General features: G+C 62.2%; 15 protein-coding genes. All 15 read right to left on the reverse strand.

Going from position 1 to position 19,353, the window contains the following annotated elements:
- Nucleotides 1-84: 84 nt before the first annotated feature.
- Nucleotides 85-1,482, reverse strand: coding sequence for an NAD(P)(+) transhydrogenase (Re/Si-specific) subunit beta (locus NTH_RS06725; protein ID WP_338529303.1), 1,398 nt, complete (start codon nt 1,480-1,482; stop codon nt 85-87).
- A 1-nt stretch (nt 1,483) separates the two neighbouring features.
- Nucleotides 1,484-1,909: an NAD(P) transhydrogenase subunit alpha gene (locus NTH_RS06730; protein ID WP_338529304.1), complete on the reverse strand. Its 426-nt coding sequence runs from the start codon at nt 1,907-1,909 to the stop codon at nt 1,484-1,486.
- The gene (locus tag NTH_RS06735) at nt 1,909-3,288 is read right to left on the reverse strand and encodes a Re/Si-specific NAD(P)(+) transhydrogenase subunit alpha (RefSeq protein WP_338529305.1); all 1,380 of its coding nucleotides are present in this window, start codon (nt 3,286-3,288) and stop codon (nt 1,909-1,911) included. Before NTH_RS06735 ends, NTH_RS06730 begins: the two co-directional genes overlap by 1 nt.
- Before the next feature lie 69 nt (nt 3,289-3,357).
- Complete coding sequence (locus NTH_RS06740) at nt 3,358-3,585, reverse strand: aa3-type cytochrome c oxidase subunit IV (RefSeq protein WP_338529306.1); 228 nt, start codon at nt 3,583-3,585, stop codon at nt 3,358-3,360.
- A gap of 151 nt (nt 3,586-3,736) precedes the next feature.
- Nucleotides 3,737-4,582: an ABC transporter ATP-binding protein gene (locus NTH_RS06745; RefSeq protein WP_338529307.1), complete on the reverse strand. Its 846-nt coding sequence runs from the start codon at nt 4,580-4,582 to the stop codon at nt 3,737-3,739.
- Between the two features lie 91 nt (nt 4,583-4,673).
- Nucleotides 4,674-5,993 (reverse strand): ABC transporter substrate-binding protein, encoded by a 1,320-nt coding sequence (locus NTH_RS06750; RefSeq protein WP_338529308.1) that lies wholly within the window; start codon nt 5,991-5,993, stop codon nt 4,674-4,676.
- Between the two features lie 64 nt (nt 5,994-6,057).
- Nucleotides 6,058-7,134 (reverse strand): branched-chain amino acid ABC transporter permease, encoded by a 1,077-nt coding sequence (locus tag NTH_RS06755; RefSeq protein ID WP_338529309.1) that lies wholly within the window; start codon nt 7,132-7,134, stop codon nt 6,058-6,060.
- A 48-nt stretch (nt 7,135-7,182) separates the two neighbouring features.
- Entirely contained in the window at nt 7,183-8,142 is a 960-nt protein-coding gene (locus tag NTH_RS06760) for a branched-chain amino acid ABC transporter permease (protein ID WP_338529310.1), read from the reverse strand.
- Nucleotides 8,143-8,196: 54 nt separating this feature from the next.
- A complete protein-coding gene (locus NTH_RS06765; RefSeq protein WP_338529311.1) occupies nt 8,197-8,343 on the reverse strand; it encodes a DUF3096 domain-containing protein in 147 nt (48 codons plus the stop codon).
- 11 nt (nt 8,344-8,354) lie between these two features.
- Nucleotides 8,355-9,179, reverse strand: a complete 825-nt coding sequence (locus tag NTH_RS06770; protein ID WP_338529312.1) for an ABC transporter ATP-binding protein — start codon at nt 9,177-9,179, stop codon at nt 8,355-8,357.
- Nucleotides 9,176-11,152, reverse strand: coding sequence for an AMP-binding protein (locus tag NTH_RS06775; protein WP_338529313.1), 1,977 nt, complete (start codon nt 11,150-11,152; stop codon nt 9,176-9,178). The genes NTH_RS06770 and NTH_RS06775 overlap by 4 nt, the downstream gene beginning before the upstream one ends.
- Before the next feature lie 178 nt (nt 11,153-11,330).
- Nucleotides 11,331-12,005 carry a Crp/Fnr family transcriptional regulator gene (locus tag NTH_RS06780; RefSeq protein ID WP_338529314.1) on the reverse strand — a complete coding sequence of 225 codons (675 nt, stop codon included), beginning with the start codon at nt 12,003-12,005 and terminating at the stop codon, nt 11,331-11,333.
- 244 nt (nt 12,006-12,249) lie between these two features.
- A complete protein-coding gene (locus NTH_RS06785) occupies nt 12,250-13,035 on the reverse strand; it encodes an N-acyl amino acid synthase FeeM domain-containing protein (protein ID WP_338529315.1) in 786 nt (261 codons plus the stop codon).
- 154 nt (nt 13,036-13,189) lie between these two features.
- Nucleotides 13,190-15,496, reverse strand: coding sequence for a putative bifunctional diguanylate cyclase/phosphodiesterase (locus NTH_RS06790; RefSeq protein WP_338529316.1), 2,307 nt, complete (start codon nt 15,494-15,496; stop codon nt 13,190-13,192).
- Nucleotides 15,497-15,600: 104 nt separating this feature from the next.
- Nucleotides 15,601-19,077, reverse strand: a complete 3,477-nt coding sequence (locus tag NTH_RS06795) for an indolepyruvate ferredoxin oxidoreductase family protein (RefSeq protein ID WP_338529317.1) — start codon at nt 19,075-19,077, stop codon at nt 15,601-15,603.
- Nucleotides 19,078-19,353: the final 276 nt, after the last annotated feature.

Genomic DNA, 19,353 nt, shown 5'->3' on the forward strand with positions numbered 1-19,353 from the left:
GGCTAGATTTTACGCAATTCCGGACGGAGAACCCGTTCTCACTTTTTCCGGAATTGCTCCAATGGCCGGGCTCTTCTGAAGCACTCAGTCTTCCATCGCCTTGACGATGTCCTCGGTCATCTTCTTGGCGTCGCCGAGCAGCATCATCGTGCCGTCCTTGTAGAACAGCGTGTTGTCGATGCCGGCATAGCCGGAGCCGAGCGAGCGCTTGACGAAGAGGCACGTCCGCGCCTTGTCCACGTCCAGGATCGGCATGCCGTAGATTGGCGAGGTCTTGTCGTCGCGCGCCGCCGGGTTGGTGACGTCATTGGCGCCGATGACATAAGCGATGTCGGCCTGGCTAAACTCGGAATTGATGTCCTCCAGCTCGAACACCTCGTCATACGGCACCTGCGCTTCGGCGAGCAGCACGTTCATGTGGCCCGGCATGCGGCCGGCCACCGGGTGGATGGCGTATTTCACCTCGACGCCGTGCGCCTTCAGCTTGTCGGAAAGCTCCCGCAGCGCGTGCTGCGCCTGGGCCACCGCCATGCCGTAGCCAGGCACGATGATGACCTTCTGCGCGTTCTGCATCAGATAGGCCGCATCGTCGGCCGAGCCCTGCTTGACCGTGCGGTCGAGGCCGTCATCGACCGCTACCGCGGTCTCGCCGCCAAAACCGCCGAGAATGACCGAGATGAAGGAGCGGTTCATGCCCTTGCACATGATGTAGGACAGGATCGCGCCCGACGAGCCGACGAGAGCGCCGGTGATGATGAGCGCGAGATTGCCCAGCGTAAAGCCGATGCCGGCGGCGGCCCAGCCCGAATAGGAGTTAAGCATCGACACCACGACCGGCATGTCCGCCCCACCGATCGGGATGATGATGAGGACGCCGAGCACGAGCGACAGAAGCACGATCAGCCAGAAGACGGTCGTGCTCTGGCCCGCAACCAGCATCACCACCAGCACGACCAGCGCAATCGCCAGCCCCGCATTGACGACGTGGCGCAGCGGCAGCAGGATCGGCTTGCCGGACATGCGCCCGTCCAGCTTCAGGAAGGCGATGATGGACCCGGTGAAGGTGATCGCGCCGATGGCCACGCCCAGCGACATCTCGACCAGCGCCTGCGCATGGATCGCGCCGACCTCACCGATGCCGAAGCTTTCGGGCGAGTAGAGCGCTGCGGCGGCCACCATCACCGCCGCAAGGCCCACCAGCGAGTGGAAGGCGGCGACGAGCTGCGGCATGGCGGTCATGGCGATGCGCTTGGCGACCACCGCGCCGAACGTGCCGCCCACCGCGATGCCGCCCACGATCAGCAGAAGGCCGCCGAAGGAAGGCGTGGCATAAAGAAGTGTGGTGGCGAGAGCGATGCCCATGCCCACCATGCCGTAGAAATTGCCCTGACGGCTGGTCGTGGGGTGTGAGAGCCCCCTCAGCGCCATGATGAAAAGAACGCCGGAAACGAGATAGAGGAAGGATGCAAGATTGGCTGTCACGTCACTTGTCCTTCTTCTTGTACATGGCCAGCATGCGCTGGGTCACCAGGAAGCCGCCGAAGATGTTCACGGAGGCGAGCACCAGCGCGACGAAGCCGAAGCCGGTGGCAAGGCCGGAGGCCGAAATGCCCACAGCCAGCAACGCGCCCACAACGATCACCGAGGAAATCGCATTGGTGACCGACATCAACGGCGTGTGCAGCGCCGGCGTCACCGACCAGACCACGTAATAGCCGACGAAGATCGCCAGCACGAAGATTGCCAGCCGGAAGACGAAGGGATCGATCGCCCCGCCGCTTGCCCCGTGCGCCAGCGTGCCGGCGGCGTCCGCCACTTCGGCCGACTGCATGCCTTCAACGGCGGCACGCACGCTGGCCACCGCCCGCTCGAGCTGATCGAGCGCCTTTTCAATTGCCGTGGGTTCCATTAGACGTCTCCCCCCGATTTGGGCGCGGCCGGCTTCCGGGCTGGCGCCTTGCGCGTGCTGGCCGCGCGCTTGGATCCCGTTTTGGCTTCGCCTGATTTAGCTTCGCCTGATTTGGCTGCGGCTGGCTTGGCCGGCGCGGTTTTCGCAGCCGCTCTGCGGGCCGGTGCCTTCTTCGGAGCGACCTCGAGGCCCGGCTCCGTGCCCTTTGCCGCCTTGGCCACCTGCGGGTCGGCCTTGGTCGCCGCCGCCGCGGCATCGGCGAAGTTCGGATGCACCACCTTGCCGCCATGGGTCAGCATGGTGGCCTTGACCAGCTCATCCTCCGGGTCGAGCGCAAATTCCTTCGTCTCCTTGTCGACCATGGTCTCAAGAAAGGCGAAGAGGTTCTTGGCGTAGAGCAGCGAGGCGGAAGCCGCCACCCGGCCCGGCACGTTGAGGTGGCCGATGATTTTCACATCATTGGCCGTCGTCACGACCTTGCCTGCGACCGCGCCCTCGACATTGCCGCCACGCTCGACCGCCAGATCGACGATCACCGAGCCGGCGCGCATCGACTTCACCATGTCCGCGGTCACCAGCCGCGGCGCAGGCCGCCCAGGGATGAGCGCCGTGGTGATGACGATGTCCTGCTTGGCGATATGTTCGGCGACAAGCTCGCTCTGCGCCTTCTTTTCCTCGTCGGTAAGCTCGCGCGCATAGCCGCCTTCGCCGGACGCATCCTTGAGCGCGTCCGTCATGATGAACTTCGCGCCGAGCGACTGGACCTGCTCGCCCGCCGCCGCGCGCACATCCGTCGCGGTAACGACAGCGCCCAGGCGGCGCGCCGTGGCGATGGCCTGCAATCCGGCCACGCCCGCTCCCATGACGAAGACCTTCGCCGCCGGCACGGTGCCTGCCGCCGTCATCATCATCGGCAGCGCGCGATCATATTCGGCGGCTGCGTCGATCACGGCCCGGTAACCCGCCAAATTGGCCTGGGAGGAAAGGACGTCCATGGACTGGGCGCGCGTGATCCGCGGCATGAACTCCATGGCGAGGCCCGTAACGCCGGCTTTCGCCATTGCTGCGATCTCACCCTCGTTGCCGTAGGGATCCATGGACGCGATGACGATCGCGTCCTTCTTGTATGTCTTGAGTTCGGAGGCCTTCGGGCGGCGCAGCTTCAAGATGATATCGGCCTTGGCCGCATCGCCGGCCGAGCCGATCTTCGCCCCGGCCTTCTCGAAATCGCTGTCGATGATGCGCGAAGGAAGCCCCGCCCCCTTTTCCACGATCACCTCGAAGCCCAGCCCGGTCAGCCGCTTCACCGTGTCCGGAGATGCAGCGACCCGTGGCTCATTGGCGTCGAGCTCCTTGGGCACGAATAGTCTTTGTCCCACCGTCAGTTCCTTTCGGTTGGACCGTCCCCTCCCCACATTGGCCCCGCTGGCGCGGGGCCGGCAGCATGCCTAGCGCAGCAGCCATGCCCCAAGAGCGCTGATGAGGACAAAGAGAACGGTACTGGAGAAAAAGCCTGCAGAAGTGAAAAAGCCGAAGGCCATCGCAATGAGGATGGCGATGATGATCAGGCTCGAATATTTGGTGATCGCCAAGAACAGATTATAGGTGCGCTCGTGTTCCTCGTAGTCCATTTCCGCACCCGTCTCGACCGGACCGGCCGGCTTATCGTCTGCCATCGCTAACCCCATGGGATAAGATTTGCGATGGGGAATAGCGAAAACGAGCGTCAAGGGCAATGGCAGGATTGCCGCATTTGGTACGCGTTTGGCTGTTTCACCGCTCGGGCCGCAAGATAATCGCCGCGCTTACACGCGGCCAAACCTGCTCCTATGACAGCCAGCGCTTGCGCCGCTTGTAGTGCTTGACGTTGCGGAACGAGCGCCGGCCTTCGCCGCCGACGCCGAGGTAGAATTCCTTTACGTCCTCGTTCTCGCGCAGCGCCTTGGCCTCGCCGTCGAGCACGATGCGTCCGGCTTCGAGGATGTAGCCATATTTCGCGTAGCGCAGCGCTACATTGGTGTTCTGCTCCGCAAGCAGGAACGACACGCCCTGCTCCTCGTTGAGCTTTCGCACGATCTCGAAGATTTCCTCGACGAGCTGTGGGGCAAGTCCCATGGAGGGCTCGTCGAGCAGGATCATCTTGGGCCGCGACATCAGCGCCCGCCCGATGGCGGTCATCTGCTGCTCACCGCCGGACGTATAGCCGGCCTGGCTGTTGCGGCGCTCCTTGAGACGCGGAAAGTAGGTGTAGACGAGATCGAGATCGCGGCGGATGGCGGCCTGGCCGTCCCGCCGCGTGAAAGCGCCGGTCAAGAGATTGTCCTCCACCGAAAGATGCCCGAAGCAGTGCCGACCCTCCATTACCTGGATGCAGCCCTGCCGCACCAGATTGTTGGGCGACAGGTTCTGGACCTGGTTGCCGTCGAAGACGATGTTGCCCTTGGTCACCTCGCCCCGCTCGGCCTGAAGCAGGTTCGAGATGGCCTTGAGCGTCGTCGTCTTGCCGGCGCCGTTCGCGCCCAAAAGCGCCGTGATGCCGCCACGCGGCACGGACAGCGAGACACCCTTGAGCACGAGGATCACATGGTCGTAGATGACCTCGATGTTGTTGACCTCGAGGATGGCAGGAGAGAGCTCTTGCTTTTGCGCCGCTGCGCTTTCGGGAGTGGTCATCGCTTACTCATCCAGCTTGGAACCGTGCGCCTTCGGCAACGCCGTCATCCCGGCTTCCCCTGTGGTCGGCCGGGATGACGTTGCTTCTATTTTACATCTCGCACTCTTCATTCACCGGCCAGGGCGCATTGGCCTCGGCATACTCCCTGGCCTTCTCTTCCTCCAGCGGCTCGATCGCGCTGCGGTCCGGTTGGATGATGTCGGACACTTTGACGAACTTGGAGCCGTCCCATTCGAGCATCCAGCCGCCGCCGTGGCCGGTATGGTCGGCGCACGAGGTCGAGAATGGCACCAGCATGCCTTCCGCTCCGAGTTCCTTGAGCCGCGCCTCGTCGAGCTTGATGTTCTCAAGCCCCCAGCGCACCTGCACGGCATCCGGCGTCTGCGTGTCGAACTCTTCCTGCGCGGCGCGGATGCCCTCGACCAGGATGACCGAGATCATGACCCCGCGCTGATAGAACACGGAATCGAACTCGCCTTCCGCCTGATTGATATGCGATTTACCGGCATCGACCACATGCCTCTTGATGTCCTGCATCAGAGCCGATTCGGAATTGGGAACGCTCCATGAGATGGAGCGATAGCCCTTGCCCTGGTCGCCTATCAGCTTGAGGTCCCCATCGTGGCCGGACCACCAGATCCCCACGAACTGATCCATGGGATATTTGGTTTTTGCCGCCTCGGTCAGGGCGCCGGCATTCATCGCTCCCCAGCCCCACATGACCACGAAGTCGGGCCGCTCGCGGCGGATTTGCAGCCACTGCGCCGACTGGTTCTGCATCTCGGTCAGGCCCACGGGAATGGGAAGCAGCGTGAAGCCGTGTTCGGCAGCCAGCTTCTCGAGCAACGGGATAGGCTCCTTGCCGAAGGGATGGTCGAGATGCAGAAGCGCGATCTTCTTGCCCGACAGGCTGGAAAGATCATTGTCCGAGATGTGGTTCAGGATCATGGACGCGCCATCCCAATAAGAGGAAGGCGGGTTGAAGGCCCATTGGAAAACCTTGCCGTCGGCCATGGCCGAGAAGCCGTATCCCGGCGCCAGGATCGGGATTTCGTCCACATTCGATTTCGGTAGCACCTGCAGCGTGATGCCTGTCGACCAGGGTTGGGTGACCACGGCATTAGCCTTGGTCTTCTCGTAGCACTCCACGCCCTTTTCAGTGTTGTAGCCGGTCTCGCATTCGTCATAGACCAGCTTGGCGCCGTTAAGGCCGCCGTCGCGTTCGTTGAGAAGCGTGATGTAGTCGCGCTGCCCGTTCATGAGGGGCGTTCCCGTCGCCGCGAAAGGCCCGGTGCGATAGGAAAGGTTGGGGATGTAGATCGATCCGTCCTGCGCGAGCGCCGGCGCGGCAAGTGCTATGCCCACCGCCATGGCCGATGCCGTCGCGGCTGCTTTCATCCATGTCTTCATGCTCATTCCTCCACTTGTCCGTTTTTCCTTATGGATGGGGCGAACCGGCCCCGTTCTCGCAGCCCTAATGCGGGAAAGGCCACAATATCAGTTTCTCCCGTATGACCGCCCAAAAGCGCGCCAGCCCGTGCGGCTCGACGATCAGGAAGGTGATGATGAGCGCCCCCACGATCATCACGTTGAGATGCTCCACCATGGCTGAATCGACCGGTATGCCGAACGTTGCCGGCACCGTGCTTATGATCACCGGCAGGGCGACGATCAGGATCGCGCCCAGGTAGTTGCCAAGGATCGAGCCCAGCCCGCCAATGATGGCGATGAAAAGGACCCGGAAAGAAAGCGGGATATCGAACAGATTGGCCTCCGCCGCGCCGCGCCACAGGAACACGAACAGCGCGCCCGAAACGCCGACGATATAGGACGACACAAAAAACGCCGTCAGCTTCGCCCGCATCAGATTGATGCCGACCAGCTCGGCCGCGATGTCCATGTCGCGCACCGCCTTCCACATGCGGCCGATGCGGCCGCGCGTGATATTGATGGCGAACAAGGTGATGACCGAGACGACGCCGAGCACGAAGTAATACTGGGTCATCGCGGTGGCGCGCGGACCGGCAACGGTGATGCCGAACATATCGATATTGGGCACCTGGATCGCGCCCGAAGCATTGTAGTTGTAGAGCCACGCCCATTTCTGGAACAGCCAGACCAGGAAGAACTGTGCGGCCAGCGTGGCGATGGCGAGATAGAACCCCTTGATCCTGAGCGACGGCAGGCCGAACAGCACGCCGACCGCCGCCGAGAAAAAGCCCGACATGGCGATGGCGATCACGATGTTCATTTCGGGGAATATGGTCAGCAGCTTGTAGCAGGCATACGCGCCCACCCCCATGAAGGCCCCGGTGCCGAGCGAAAGCTGTCCGGCATAGCCGGTGAGAATGTTCAGACCCAGCGCCGCCAGCGAATAGATGAGCACGGGGATAAGCAGCGCCCGGAAGGTGAACTCGCTCGCCGTCAGCGGAAACACGACGAAGGCAAGCAGCAGGATGAAGCCCAGCAGAAGAGCGTCCTGCCGCACCGGAAACAACGCGTGGTCCGCCTTGTAGGAAGTCTTGAACTGGCCGGCTGTGCGATAGAGCATGGCTACACCCTCCGGCCAAAATCGATGATGCCCGCTTTTCCGGCCATTCTACACCCGCTCGATGATGCGTTCGCCGAACAGGCCCTGGGGCCTGAACAGGAGGACCAGCAGCGCCAGCATATAGGCGAACCACGCTTCCGTGTTGCCACCGAGCAGGGGCTGGCCCCAATAGATCTCGAACAGCTTTTCCAGAATGCCGATGGCAAGCCCGCCGATGATGGCGCCCATGACGCTTTCCAGTCCGCCCAGCATGAGCACCGGCAGCGCCTTGTAGGCGATGACCTCCAGCGCGAAGGAAACCCCGGCGCGGGCGCCCCACACGATGCCCGTGGCAAGCGCGATGACGCCGGCGATGAACCAGACGATGACCCAGATCGTCGAGAGCGAAATACCGACCGAAAGCGCCGCCTGATGGTCGTCGCCGAGCGCCCGGATCGCCCTGCCGATCTTGGACTTGTTGAGGAAGACGAGCAGGCTTGCGACGAGAAGCCCGGCTCCGATCACCGCCGTCAGGTCCTTTTCCTCGATGGAGACGAACCCGCCGAACGGCTCGAACAGGATGCTGCCTGTCGGAATGCCGAGTTGCTCGGTTATCATCACCTTGTTCTCGCCGCCGAAGATGATCTCCCCCAGCCCGATCAGGAACAGGGTGATGCCTATCGTCGCCATGAACAGGATGATGTCCGGCTGGTTGACCAGCGGCCGGAGCACCACCCGCTCGATGGAGATGGCCAGAAGCAGCATGACGCCCAGCGTCAGCGGCAGGGCCAGAAGCGCCGGCACGCCCATCTCGTAAAGTCCGACCAGTGTCAGAGCCGCAAACACGACCATGATGCCTTGCGCGAAATTGAAGATGCGCGAGGATTTGTAGATGAGCACGAAACCAAGCGCGATCAGCGCGTAGAGTACGCCGCCCACAAGCCCTTCCCACAGGACCTGCAGCAGGAAATCAGGCGCGGCCGCCATGTCGGCGAACGGCTTCACGAAGATGGCGTTCAAGAGTTCCATCAATTGCTCCTCCCCAAGGCTTCCGAGGAAGCGTGAGCCGCCGACATGTTCATGCTATCCCATGATCCCTGGAAACAGCCCGATCAGGCCGATCAGGATGAGGTAGAAGGCGACGATGTAGTTCAGCAGCCGGGGCACGATGAGTATCAGTATGCCGGCGATCAGCGAGACGAGCGGCGTAAGCGACATGTCCATCATCATGGCATTTCCTTTCAATGCGGGACGCCCAGATAGGCGTCGATCACATCCTGGTTGTTCTTCACTTCGTCGGGCGTGCCATCGGCGATCTTCTTGCCGTAGTCGAGCACGACCACCCGGTCCGACAAGTCCATCACCACGCCCATGTCATGCTCGATGAGCGCGATGGTTGTACCACGCTGCTGGTTCACATCGATGATGAAACGGCTCATGTCCTCTTTCTCTTCCAGATTCATGCCGGCCATGGGTTCGTCGAGCAGAAGCAGGCTGGGCTCCATGGCAAGCGCGCGGCCGAGCTCGACCCGCTTTTGCAGGCCATAGGGAAGCTTGCCCACGGGAGTGCGCCTGATGTGCTGGATTTCAAGGAAATCGATAATCTCCTCCACCTTCTGACGATGCTCGATCTCCTCGTTGAGCGCAGGCCCGTGCCAGAGCATCTGCCAGACGATGTTGCGCTTCATCATGACGGAGCGCCCCGCCATGATGTTGTCCAGCGTCGACATGCCCTTGAAGAGCGCGACATTTTGGAAGGTGCGGGCAATGCCTTGGCCGACCGCCTCATGGGGCTTCATGGCGCGCCGCTCCCGGCCGCGGAAGGTGATCGCGCCCTGCTGAGGGGTGTAGAAGCCGTTGATGACGTTGAGCATCGAGGTCTTGCCGGCGCCGTTGGGGCCGATGATGGCGCGGATCTCGCCCTTCTTCACGTCGAACGAGACATTCGTAATCGCCTTCACGCCGCCGAAAGCCAGCGAGACGTTCTTGACATCAAGAAGCATGGCGCCCGCGGCGACGCCGTCGTCGGGCGCCGTCATCCGGCTGTGATCGGGAAGCTGGTTCATTCCGCCGCCTCCGCCATGCCGGGCCCGTCCGCCGCGACGGTGTCGGCGTCAATGATGCGAATGTTGGCGCTGATGATGCCCTTGCGCCCGTCCTCATAGGTAACCTGTGTCTCGGCGAAAATCTCCGGGCTGCCGTCATAAAGAGCTTCGATCAATGCGCCGTAGCGCTCGGCGATGAAGGAGCGCCGCACTTTCTGGGTCCGCGTGAGCTCGCCGTCATCGGCATCGAGCTCCTTGTGCAGAATGAGAAAGCGGCGGATCTGCGAGGCCGCCATCATCGGCTCCGCGGCCAGCCGGCGGTTGGTCTCGGCGACATGCCTGGAGATGATTTCGCAGACGCGCGGATGACCCGCCAGCTCCTGGTAGGACGCATAGGCGATGTTGTTCCGCTCTGCCCAGCTGCCGACCGCCTGCAGGTCGATATTGATAAAGGCGGCGCAGAAGTCCCGGCCGTGCCCGAAGGCGACGGCCTCCTTGATATCGGGGAAGAATTTCAGCGCATTCTCGATGTATTTTGGAGCGAACAGCGCCCCATTGGAGAGCTTGCCCACATCCTTGGCACGGTCGATGATCCTGAGCTGGCCGTCGCTGTCGAAGAAGCCGGCATCGCCGGTATGCACCCAGCCGTCGGGCGTCTTGGTTTCCCGCGTCGCCTCCTCGTTCTTGTAGTAGCCCATGAACACGCCCGGCGACCGGTACATGACCTCGCCATTTTCGGCGATCTTGATCTCAACCCCCGGCGACGGCAGCCCCACCGTGTCGGGCCGTATGTTCCCGTCCGGCTGGGCGGTGATGTAGACGGTCGCCTCCGTCTGTCCGTAGAGCTGCTTCAGATTGAGTCCGATGGACCGGTAGAAGCTGAACAGTTCGGGCCCGATCGCCTCGCCGGCGGTATAGCCGACGCGCAGCCGCGACATGCCGATGCGGTCCTTCAACGGCCCGTAGATCAGCAACTCGCCAATGCCGTATTTCACCCGATCCCAGACACCCACCGCCTCGCCATTCAGGATCTTCTCGCCGACCTTACGCGCATGGGTGAGAAAATGGTCGAACATCGCCTTCTTGGCCCGGCCTGCATCCTCCATCCGCACCATGATGGTCGTCAGCAACGTCTCGAACACGCGCGGCGGCGCGAAGAAATATGTCGGCGCAATTTCGCGCCGGTCCTCGTTCACCGTCTCCGCGCTCTCCGGGCAGGCGACGCAAAAGCCGGCCGTATAGGACTGCGCCACCGAAAAGACGTGATCGCCCACCCAGGCAAGCGGGAGATACGCGATGATCGTCTCATGTTCGTCCAGCCGATCGAACGTGTTGGCGTTGAGTGCCGAGCGCACGAGATTGTCGTGCGACAGCATCACGCCCTTGGGCCGCCCCGTGGTCCCCGACGTGTAGAGCATGACACCCAGGTCGCTGCCCTTGCCCCTTGCGATCTCCCCCAGCCAGGCATTGGCCGTATCGGGGTGATCGGCAAGCCGTTTCAGGCCGACCTCCCGCAGCGCCGAAAAATCATGCAGATGCGTGTGGTCGTAGTCCCGCAGGCCGCGCGGCTCGTCGTAGATGACCTCGGAAAGGCTCGTCGTTTGGTCAGCGATGGAGAGCAGCTTGTCGACCTGCTCCTGGTCTTCGACGACCGCGAACTTCACCTCGGCGTGTTCAAGCACATAGGCCATCTCCTCGGCCACCGAATCGGCATAGACCGGCACGGGCACGCCCCCCAGCGACTGCACCGCCGCGAAGGTCCAGTAGAGCCGCGGCCTGTTGGAGCCGATGACGGCAACCCGATCGCCGCGTTCGAAGCCAATGGATTGCAGGCCGAGCGCGAAGGCCCGCACCTCTTCCATCTGCTGACGCCATGTCCAGCTTTGCCAGATGCCGAAATCCTTGTGGCGCATGGCGGGCCGGCCACTGAACCGATCGGCGTTCAACAGCAGATATTTGACAAGCGTGTCGGGTGACGCGAAAGCTTGCGCCAATCCGTCCTCCTCCCATTGCGGCGGTTCACCGCCGCCCTTGCCGGGCGCTCCTCCGCACCCGGATTGTCTTTATACGGTGAAGTTTCCACGAAACCGGGCGGCAATCAACACGCCCCTTGACAGACGGGGGACGCTTTTGCCTTTATTGTCGGGCAGAAGTGGGTCTCCAGCGCCGATCTCAGATATCGTACCGGCTCAGCGCTTCCGGCCGCAATACCGTGATGCGCCCATGCGCCGAGCGGAGCAGCCCCTCCTCCTCCAGTTCCTTCAAGGCCCGATTGACCACCTGCCGCGAAACGCCGGCCAGCAATCCCAGTTCCTCCTGGCTGATCTCGATCTCGTTCTCGATGCGAGGATAAAGCACGGGATTGAAGAACCACGACAGGTTGCGCGCCACCCGCGCCTTGGGATGCAGGATGCGGTCGTATTCGATGGTGGCGATGAACTGCCCCATCCGCTCGTTGAGCTGGCGCACGAGGAAACGGTTGAAGCCGGTGCTGTTTTCATAAAGCCACATGAAGGTCGACCGCTGCATCATCGCGAGCCTCGTATCGCGGATCGCCACCAGGTCGTATTTGCGCGGCTCGTCCTTTAGCACTGACCCCTCGCCGAACCAGCTCCCGCTGGCCGCGCCGGCAAAGGTCATGGCCTTGCCATGGGCGGAGATCGCGCTGATTTTCACCAGTCCCACGGCGACGCCGGTCCAATAGTCGAGCTTGTCACCGCGATGGCAGATATAGCTGCCTTTTGGATAGTGGCGTTCGATAAGGCCGCGCGCGGCGCGGTCAAGCTCGCCTTCCGTCAGTTCACCCGACCAGATGGCGGCGCGGGCAGCATCTTCTTTTTGGCTCATGGCACTGCGCAATACGAGCACTGCCGCCCAGCGGCCGGCAGCGCGTTGCCTGTCTTGAAGACCGTCTGAGAACCCGCTGCGGCAAGGAGCAGACGCCGCGGTTTTCGGAGAACCGGAGCAGACCGTACACCAGGTCGGTCAGCAACCGGAAGTGCGCAAAACCGCATCAGGCGCCACCGCAGCAAAATTCCGAACCGCCTCCTACCGCTTATGGCCCTCATGGGTGCCCATGGCAAGCATGCCGTCAGGCAGCGTGATGCAGGAACTTCGCCGTGGGCAAAACCGTAAGGGGCGCGGTCTCGCCTTCAGCCCGCCGGCCGAACAATAGGCGCTGCTCGGCTTGCGTGGAATGGAAAAACGGGAACCGCGACACGATCGGACCGAACTCCTTCGCGCACTCGCCTCCGTAGAGCATGAGCGGAATGCTGATCGGGGGATACTCCCGCGGTGGGCTCATCTGGCTGGCACCGAAAATGCGCCGGTAGAAGGCCGTATGCTCCTGCCGGATCAGGCAGGCGCAGTAGGTTGAGCGGAAATACTCGTAGCCGACGATCACCAGCCGCAGTGAGATATAGGGCAGCACCCGGTATTCCTTGGCGACATCCGGGTCGGCAGCAAACATGCTCGGATTAATGATGCTGTCGCCCCGCTCGATGATCGGCCGGACAATGTCGCCGAACCCCTTGGTGACTGGGCCTTGCGGATTGTTGCGGTCGATCTGGTGGAGACGCACCGTGCTCACCAGACAATTGTCGATGTAGATGCCGAACACATGACTGTTTGGCAGTTCATCGAGATCGTCTTTTGTGGAGCGCGCCGGCGATTCGGAAACGAAGCCGTGGGGCCGATACGCCCTATAGCGAAGCCGGTACATCGCCTCGAGATCTTCACCGCTCTCGCAGCGCCGGTATTCCGTGCGTTCCAAGAGCGCCAGGACGTTGCGCACGAAAGTGGATGAACGACCGGACTGGCCGGTTGGCCGGTGCTCGCCGGACTCCATGCTCAGGTTGGCGGAAACGCTGGAACTCATGTCCGACCCCTCGACGATTGCAATCATAGGGTAGTACACCACCCAATTGTGTAAAGTATTTAAGTCGAAGTTTCACATTTACCATGTATTAGGGTTAACAATGGATTAAGCAGGCGGCGACTTCAGCGTTCAGGCCGTTCAGATGCACAGATTTTCAGGCAGATACGGGTTTGAACGATGCTTGCGCTTCGTGGCTGAAAGACCAGCGTTTATCGGACATGGTCCTTATGCCGGAGGCCGTCAGTGCCGATCCGAAAAGAAACCCCTGGACAAGCTCCGGTTGAACCTTGCCCGAAAGGAGCTTGAGCTGAGCGAAGGTTTCCACACCCTCCACCGTCACCGCCAGGCCGAGATTCCGGGAGAGTTCCACCACGCTCGTCAAAAGCCGCAGCGAACGCTCGTCGCTGGTGATGCCGGCAACGAAACTGCCGTCGATCTTGACCTTGTCCAGCGGCAGCATGTGCAGATAGCTGAGGCTTGAGTAGCCTGTTCCGAAATCGTCGAGGGCGATCGTAACGCCGAGCTTCTTTAGTTCTTCGAGATAGGCGCTGGTGGCGGAAGTGTCGTCCAGAAGCGCGGTTTCGGTGACTTCCAGCTCAAGGCGCTCGGGTGCCAGGCCAGACGCCGCCAGCGCGTTCTTCACCTTCTGGACAACGCCGGCATTGTGGAAGTCCTTCGCCGACAGGTTGACCGAAACGCGCAACCCGTCCGGCCAGCTCGAACATTCGGCACAGGCAATGCGCAGCACCATTTCGCTGATTTCGGATACGATTCCCATTTCCTCGGCCAGCGGAATGAAGGCGGCCGGCGAAATCGGACCCAGTTCAGGATGATCCCACCGGCACAGCGCCTCGCTTCCTGCAATCTGCATCGTATGCATGTCGATGATCGGCTGGAACACCACACGCAGGCTCCGCGTCTGGATTGCGGTGCGCAGGTCCGCCTTCAGCGTCTGGCGGTTTCTGAACGCGACGTCCATCTCGCGCTCGAAAAGCCGCCATCCATTCTTTCCGAACTCCTTCGCCTGGTAGAGCGCCAGATCCGCCTTGATGATCATATCGTCGACATTCGCCTCATCCGCTCGCGAGAGCACCGCCCCGCTGCTTGCCTGGATGCGCAGCATGTGGCCGGCAACGTCGATCTCGCCGCTGAGCGCCTCGAAGACGACATCCATGCGCATGGCGAGATCATCCGCGCCATCGACATGATTGAAGAAGATGGTGAACTCGTCGCCACCAAAACGGCTGACTTTGACGTCGCCCTTGGCGAATCCGGCGATACGTTCGGCGACGCAGTAGATCATGCCGTCGCCGACGGGATGCCCCAACGTGTCGTTGATGCTCTTGAAATCATCGAGGTCGAACACCGCCAGGGCGCAATACCGGCCCTGGTCGCCGCCTTCCAGCAGTTCGGACACCACTTCATGAAAATAGGCCCGGTTGGGCAGGTTCGTGAGGCTGTCGTAGCGGGCCATGAAGCGGATCTTCGCCTCGGCCTCAACCCGCGCAGTCACTTCCTCGAAGGTCAGGACGCCAAGTTCGTCGCGGCCTTCCCGCGCCGAGAATTCCAGGTAGCGCCCATCCAGAAGGCGCAGCAAGACTTTTCTGTCGCGGCCCTCGCGCAGCGCTTTCGTCAGCTGCCGCTCGGCATACTCGAAGTCCTTGCGATCCAGCAGCCCGGCGGCCACGCCCCTCGTGAGCAGCGCCTTGAGCGACCGGCCCATCATTTGTGTGGGAGAACGGAATTGCAGCGTATCGACCGCCTGCGCATTGGCGACGACCACCCGCCCTTCCGGGCTGAACATCACCAGTCCGTGGGACATGGTGTTGAGGGCCCTGTTGAAGCGCTGCGCCAGGCGGGATGACCGCTTTTCCTCGCTGATCGCGTGAAACAGCACGGTGCGCACCAGATGCGCCATCTTCATGACCACGACCATGAAGGGCGCGATGAACAGGCCTAGTATGAAATGGTAGATGTCGCCCTTGAGCATCAGCCCGAGCGCCATCGGGAAAACAATGGTCAATGTCAGGATCGAGACCATCTTGGTCGAGCCGTAATTGCGGCCGGCAATGGTGATGGCGCCGCATAAGACAGCAGAGACAGCAGCGAGCTCGCTGAATGGGTCACTACCAAAGAAGATGGCACTGAAGCCGAACGTGCCGACGATCAAACCGTGGATCGAGCCCCAGAGGATATAGCGCTGTTCCCAGCGGAGCGCCGACGCGTAGTCGGAGATCAGTGCGTGGTCCACGCGTGTGATCAGCCAATAGCGCCCGAAACCGGCACCAAGCATGAGCGGAGCCATGACGAGGTGCGCGATGTCTCCCGTCTTGAGATAGAGCAGAACGGCGATGGACGCAAAGCAAAGCGCACCAATCGGCAGCACGCCCACGTCCTGGAACAGCGACCGGATGTACCCGACGTAAACGTCTTCAGAAATGTGTGCCTTGCCGTTTTTCACTACCCGCACCCATTACGCGGGCTCAGCTATCGCACAGGCGAATTAAGAAAGCTTTATAGCTGATATCGCTTATGATTCGATCATTTGTGCGTTGCAAAAATACACTATTCCGCAGCCTTCAGCAATGGGTCGGGCCCGTCATGCTCCAGCCGGTCGACCAGACGCGCCCTTTCCTGCTCCGCCTTTTCGGCATTGGCTTGCTTGACGTGCCCATATCCCCGGATGATCGCCGGAACGCTGGCGAGCGCCGCGGCGGCTTCGATCCTGTCGGCGCGCAGCGACTTCTCGATCAGGTCGAGGTCGGCTTCATACCGGCTCAGTATCTGCCGCTCCATGCGGCGCTCGGCGGTATAGCCGAAGACGTCCAGCGCCGTCCCGCGCAACCGCCGCGCGCGAGCAAGCAGCGAAAATGCGTTCATCATCCACGGGCCATAACTGGTCTTCCGCAGATGCCCGGCGCTGTCCCTGCGGGCAAAGGCAGGCGGCGCCATGTGGAACTCCAGCCTTTCGAAGCTTTCGAATTCCGCTTCAAGCTGCCGCTTGAAGGAGCCGTCCGTGTAAAGCCGGGCCACCTCATACTCGTCCTTGATCGCCATCAGCTTGAACAGGTTCCGGGCTGCGGCTTCCGTCACTGCCGTTGAACCGCGCGCCGCGGCCTCTTCCGCCCGGCGCAATCTCTCGATGCGTTGGCGATAGCGCTCGGCATAAGCCTTGTTCTGATAATCCGCCAGGAAAGACGCTCGGCGATCGACAATCTCATCCAGCGTCTTTGAAAGGCCCGACACATGGGAAGGCGCCGCGCGCGTCACCACGTCGCGCACATGGTCCGGATCGTGCGCCGCCCTGCGGCCCCAGTGGAACGCGCTGATGTTCATCGACACGGCCTGACCATTCAGTTCGATGGCCCTTTCGATCGCTTCCGCCGACACGGGCAGGCCGCCGAACTGGTAGGCCATGCCCAGCATGAACATGTTGGCGCCGATTGAATTGCCGAACAGCACGGTCGCCGCCCGCGTTGCGTCAAAGAAGTGCGACTTGCCTTCGCCGGCCGCCTGCGCCACCGCCTTCTTGAGCCGTTCGACCGGCAATGAAAAATCTGCCGACCGCGCGAAGTCGCCGGGCATCACCTCGGCGGTATTGGTCACAACGATCGTGTGATCCTGCCGCACCGTCGAAAGTACCTTCTTGGCGCCGGAAACGACGAGATCGCAGCCCAGCACCAGATCGGCCTTTCCGGCGGAGACATGGATCGAGTACACCTGCTCCGGCGTCCGGGCGATGCGCAGATGCGAGAATACGGCGCCGCCCTTTTGCGCAAGCCCGGCCATGTCGATGACGCCGGAACCTTTGCCTTCAAGATGGGCCGCCATGCCCAGTATAGCTCCGATCGTGACGACGCCGGTGCCGCCTATGCCGTCGATGACGCCGGCCCAGCCATGTTCGCCCAGAGGAAAGAGCGCCGGCTCCGGCACGCCGTCAAGGGGATCGTCGCCACCCGCTGCGCCTTCAAGCTTCTTGAGCTTCGCCCCGTGCACCGTCACGAAAGACGGGCAGAACCCGTTGACGCAGGAGAAGTCCTTGTTGCAGCTCGACTGGTCGATGCGCCGCTTGCGGCCGAACTCGGTCTCCACCGGCTGCACGGAGACGCAGTTGGACTTGACGCCGCAATCGCCGCAGCCCTCGCAAACCAGCTCGTTGATGATGACCCGCTTGTCGGGATCGGGAAACGTCCCGCGCTTGCGCCGGCGGCGCTTTTCAGCAGCGCATGTCTGGTCGTAGATCAGTACGGTAACGCCCTTCGTCTCGCGCAAGCCGCGCTGGACGTCATCCAGATCGTCCCTGTGATGGATCGTCGTTCCCGCGGGAAAGCGGATCGTTCGCTCGTATTTCTCCGGCTCGTCGGAGACGACCGCGATGCGCGAGACACCCTCCGCGCGCACCTGCTCGGCGATCATCCCTACGGTCAGGCCACCCTCATGAGGCTGCCCGCCCGTCATGGCGACCGCATCGTTATAGAGGATCTTGTAGGTGATGTTGATCCCGGAGGCGATCGCGAAGCGCAGCGCCAGGGAGGCGGAATGATTGTAGGTCCCGTCGCCCAGATTCTGGAAATAATGCTGTCTCTTGGAGAACGGCGCCTGGCCGATGAATTGCGCCCCTTCGCCGCCCATCGCGGTAAAGCCGACCGTGTCGCGGTCCATCCACAGCGCCATGAAGTGGCAGCCGATGCCTCCGCCGGCAATCGAACCTTCCGGTACGCGCGTGGAGCTGTTGTGCGGGCAGCCGGAGCAGAAATAGGGCGTGCGGGTGGCCACGTCCTTTGTATCGGCCAGCATTGCCTGGAACTGGCGCAGCCGGGCGACCCGCGCGGATATCTCCTCCGATGGGCCGATGACCTTCAGGATGCGCTCGCCGATGGTGATGGCGATGTCGTTGGGATCAAGGCCGCCCGTGGGCGAGAACAGGCGCTCACCGCGCTCGTCCGTCTTGCCGATGATGAGCGGATGATTGGCCGTCGCATAGAGGTTTTCGCGCAGTTGCACCTCGACCAGCGAGCGCTTCTCCTCGACCACGATAACCATGTCGAGCCCGCGCACGAACTCGGCCATGTGCTGGTAGTCGAAAGGCCAGGGGCAAGCCACCTTGAACAGCCGCAGGCCGATCTGGCTCGCCCGCTCCTCGTCGATGCCCAGATCGTCCAGCGCCTGCCGGACGTCGAGATAGCTCGTCCCGAGCGTCACGATGCCCAGCTTCGGGTTCCTGCCGCCGGAAAAGACGATCCGGTTGAGTCCGTTCGCCTGCACGAAGGCCGCCGCCGCCGCCCGCTTGTAGTCGTGCAGCCGCGCCTCCTGCCCGAGTTGGTTCACCTCGTGGCGGATGTGCAGGCCGCCGGGCGGCAGGTCGATCTCCGGCAGCACGATGTCGAGCCGGTCATGCGCGACGTCCACGGAGGCCGTGGATTCGATGTTGTCCTTCACGCATTTGATCGCCGCCCAGGTGCCGGCAAAGCGCGACAGCGCGTAGCCGTAGAGCCCGTAATCGATCAGTTCCTGCACACCGGCCGGATTGAGGATCGGCACCATGGCGTCGACGAAGGCGAACTCGCTGGCATGGGCGACGGTGGAGGATTCCGCCGTATGGTCATCGCCCATCAGGGCCAGCACGCCGCCGTGCTTTGAGGAGCCCGCCAGGTTCGCGTGACGAAACACGTCGCCCGTCCGATCCACGCCCGGACCCTTGGCATACCAAAGCGCAAAGACGCCGTCATACCGCCCCTCGCCCAGCAGTTCCGTCTGCTGCGACCCCCAGCAGGCCGTCGCCGCCAGTTCCTCGTTGAGCCCAGGCTGAAAGATGACATTCGAGGCGGCAAGCTCCTTGCGTGCCTTCCAGAGCTGCAGATCGAAGCCGCCGAGAGGCGAGCCGCGGTAGCCCGATACGAATCCCGCCGTGTTCAAGCCCGCCTGCCGGTCACGCTCGCGCTGCATCATGAGCATGCGAACGACCGCCTGCGAACCCGAGACGAAGATGCGCTCCTTCGCAAGATCGTACTTGTCCGTCAGCGATATGTCATGCAGCGTCATAGACCGCTTCCTCCTTGACGGAAATGGTAGGCCATGGCTCTAACCATTCCGATATTTTTCTACCGCCTTGACGGCCGGTCAAACGAAATCGCCCGTTTGGAAAAATCCGCAAGACTGCCCGCTTCCTCGGGGCTGCCACGACATTTTGTTTTGCGGCATGGGCGGAACGCGAATGATTCTGTTCCGGCCTAAAAACGCGATTTGTCTTAGGTGGCGCTCCCGCCCGAAAGAGCAAATCGTGCAAATGCCGCGATTTTTTGTCCCGCTCACTTTTTC

Origin of the sequence: Nitratireductor thuwali (assembly GCF_036621415.1) — a bacterium.
Lineage (GTDB): Bacteria > Pseudomonadota > Alphaproteobacteria > Rhizobiales > Rhizobiaceae > Chelativorans > Chelativorans thuwali.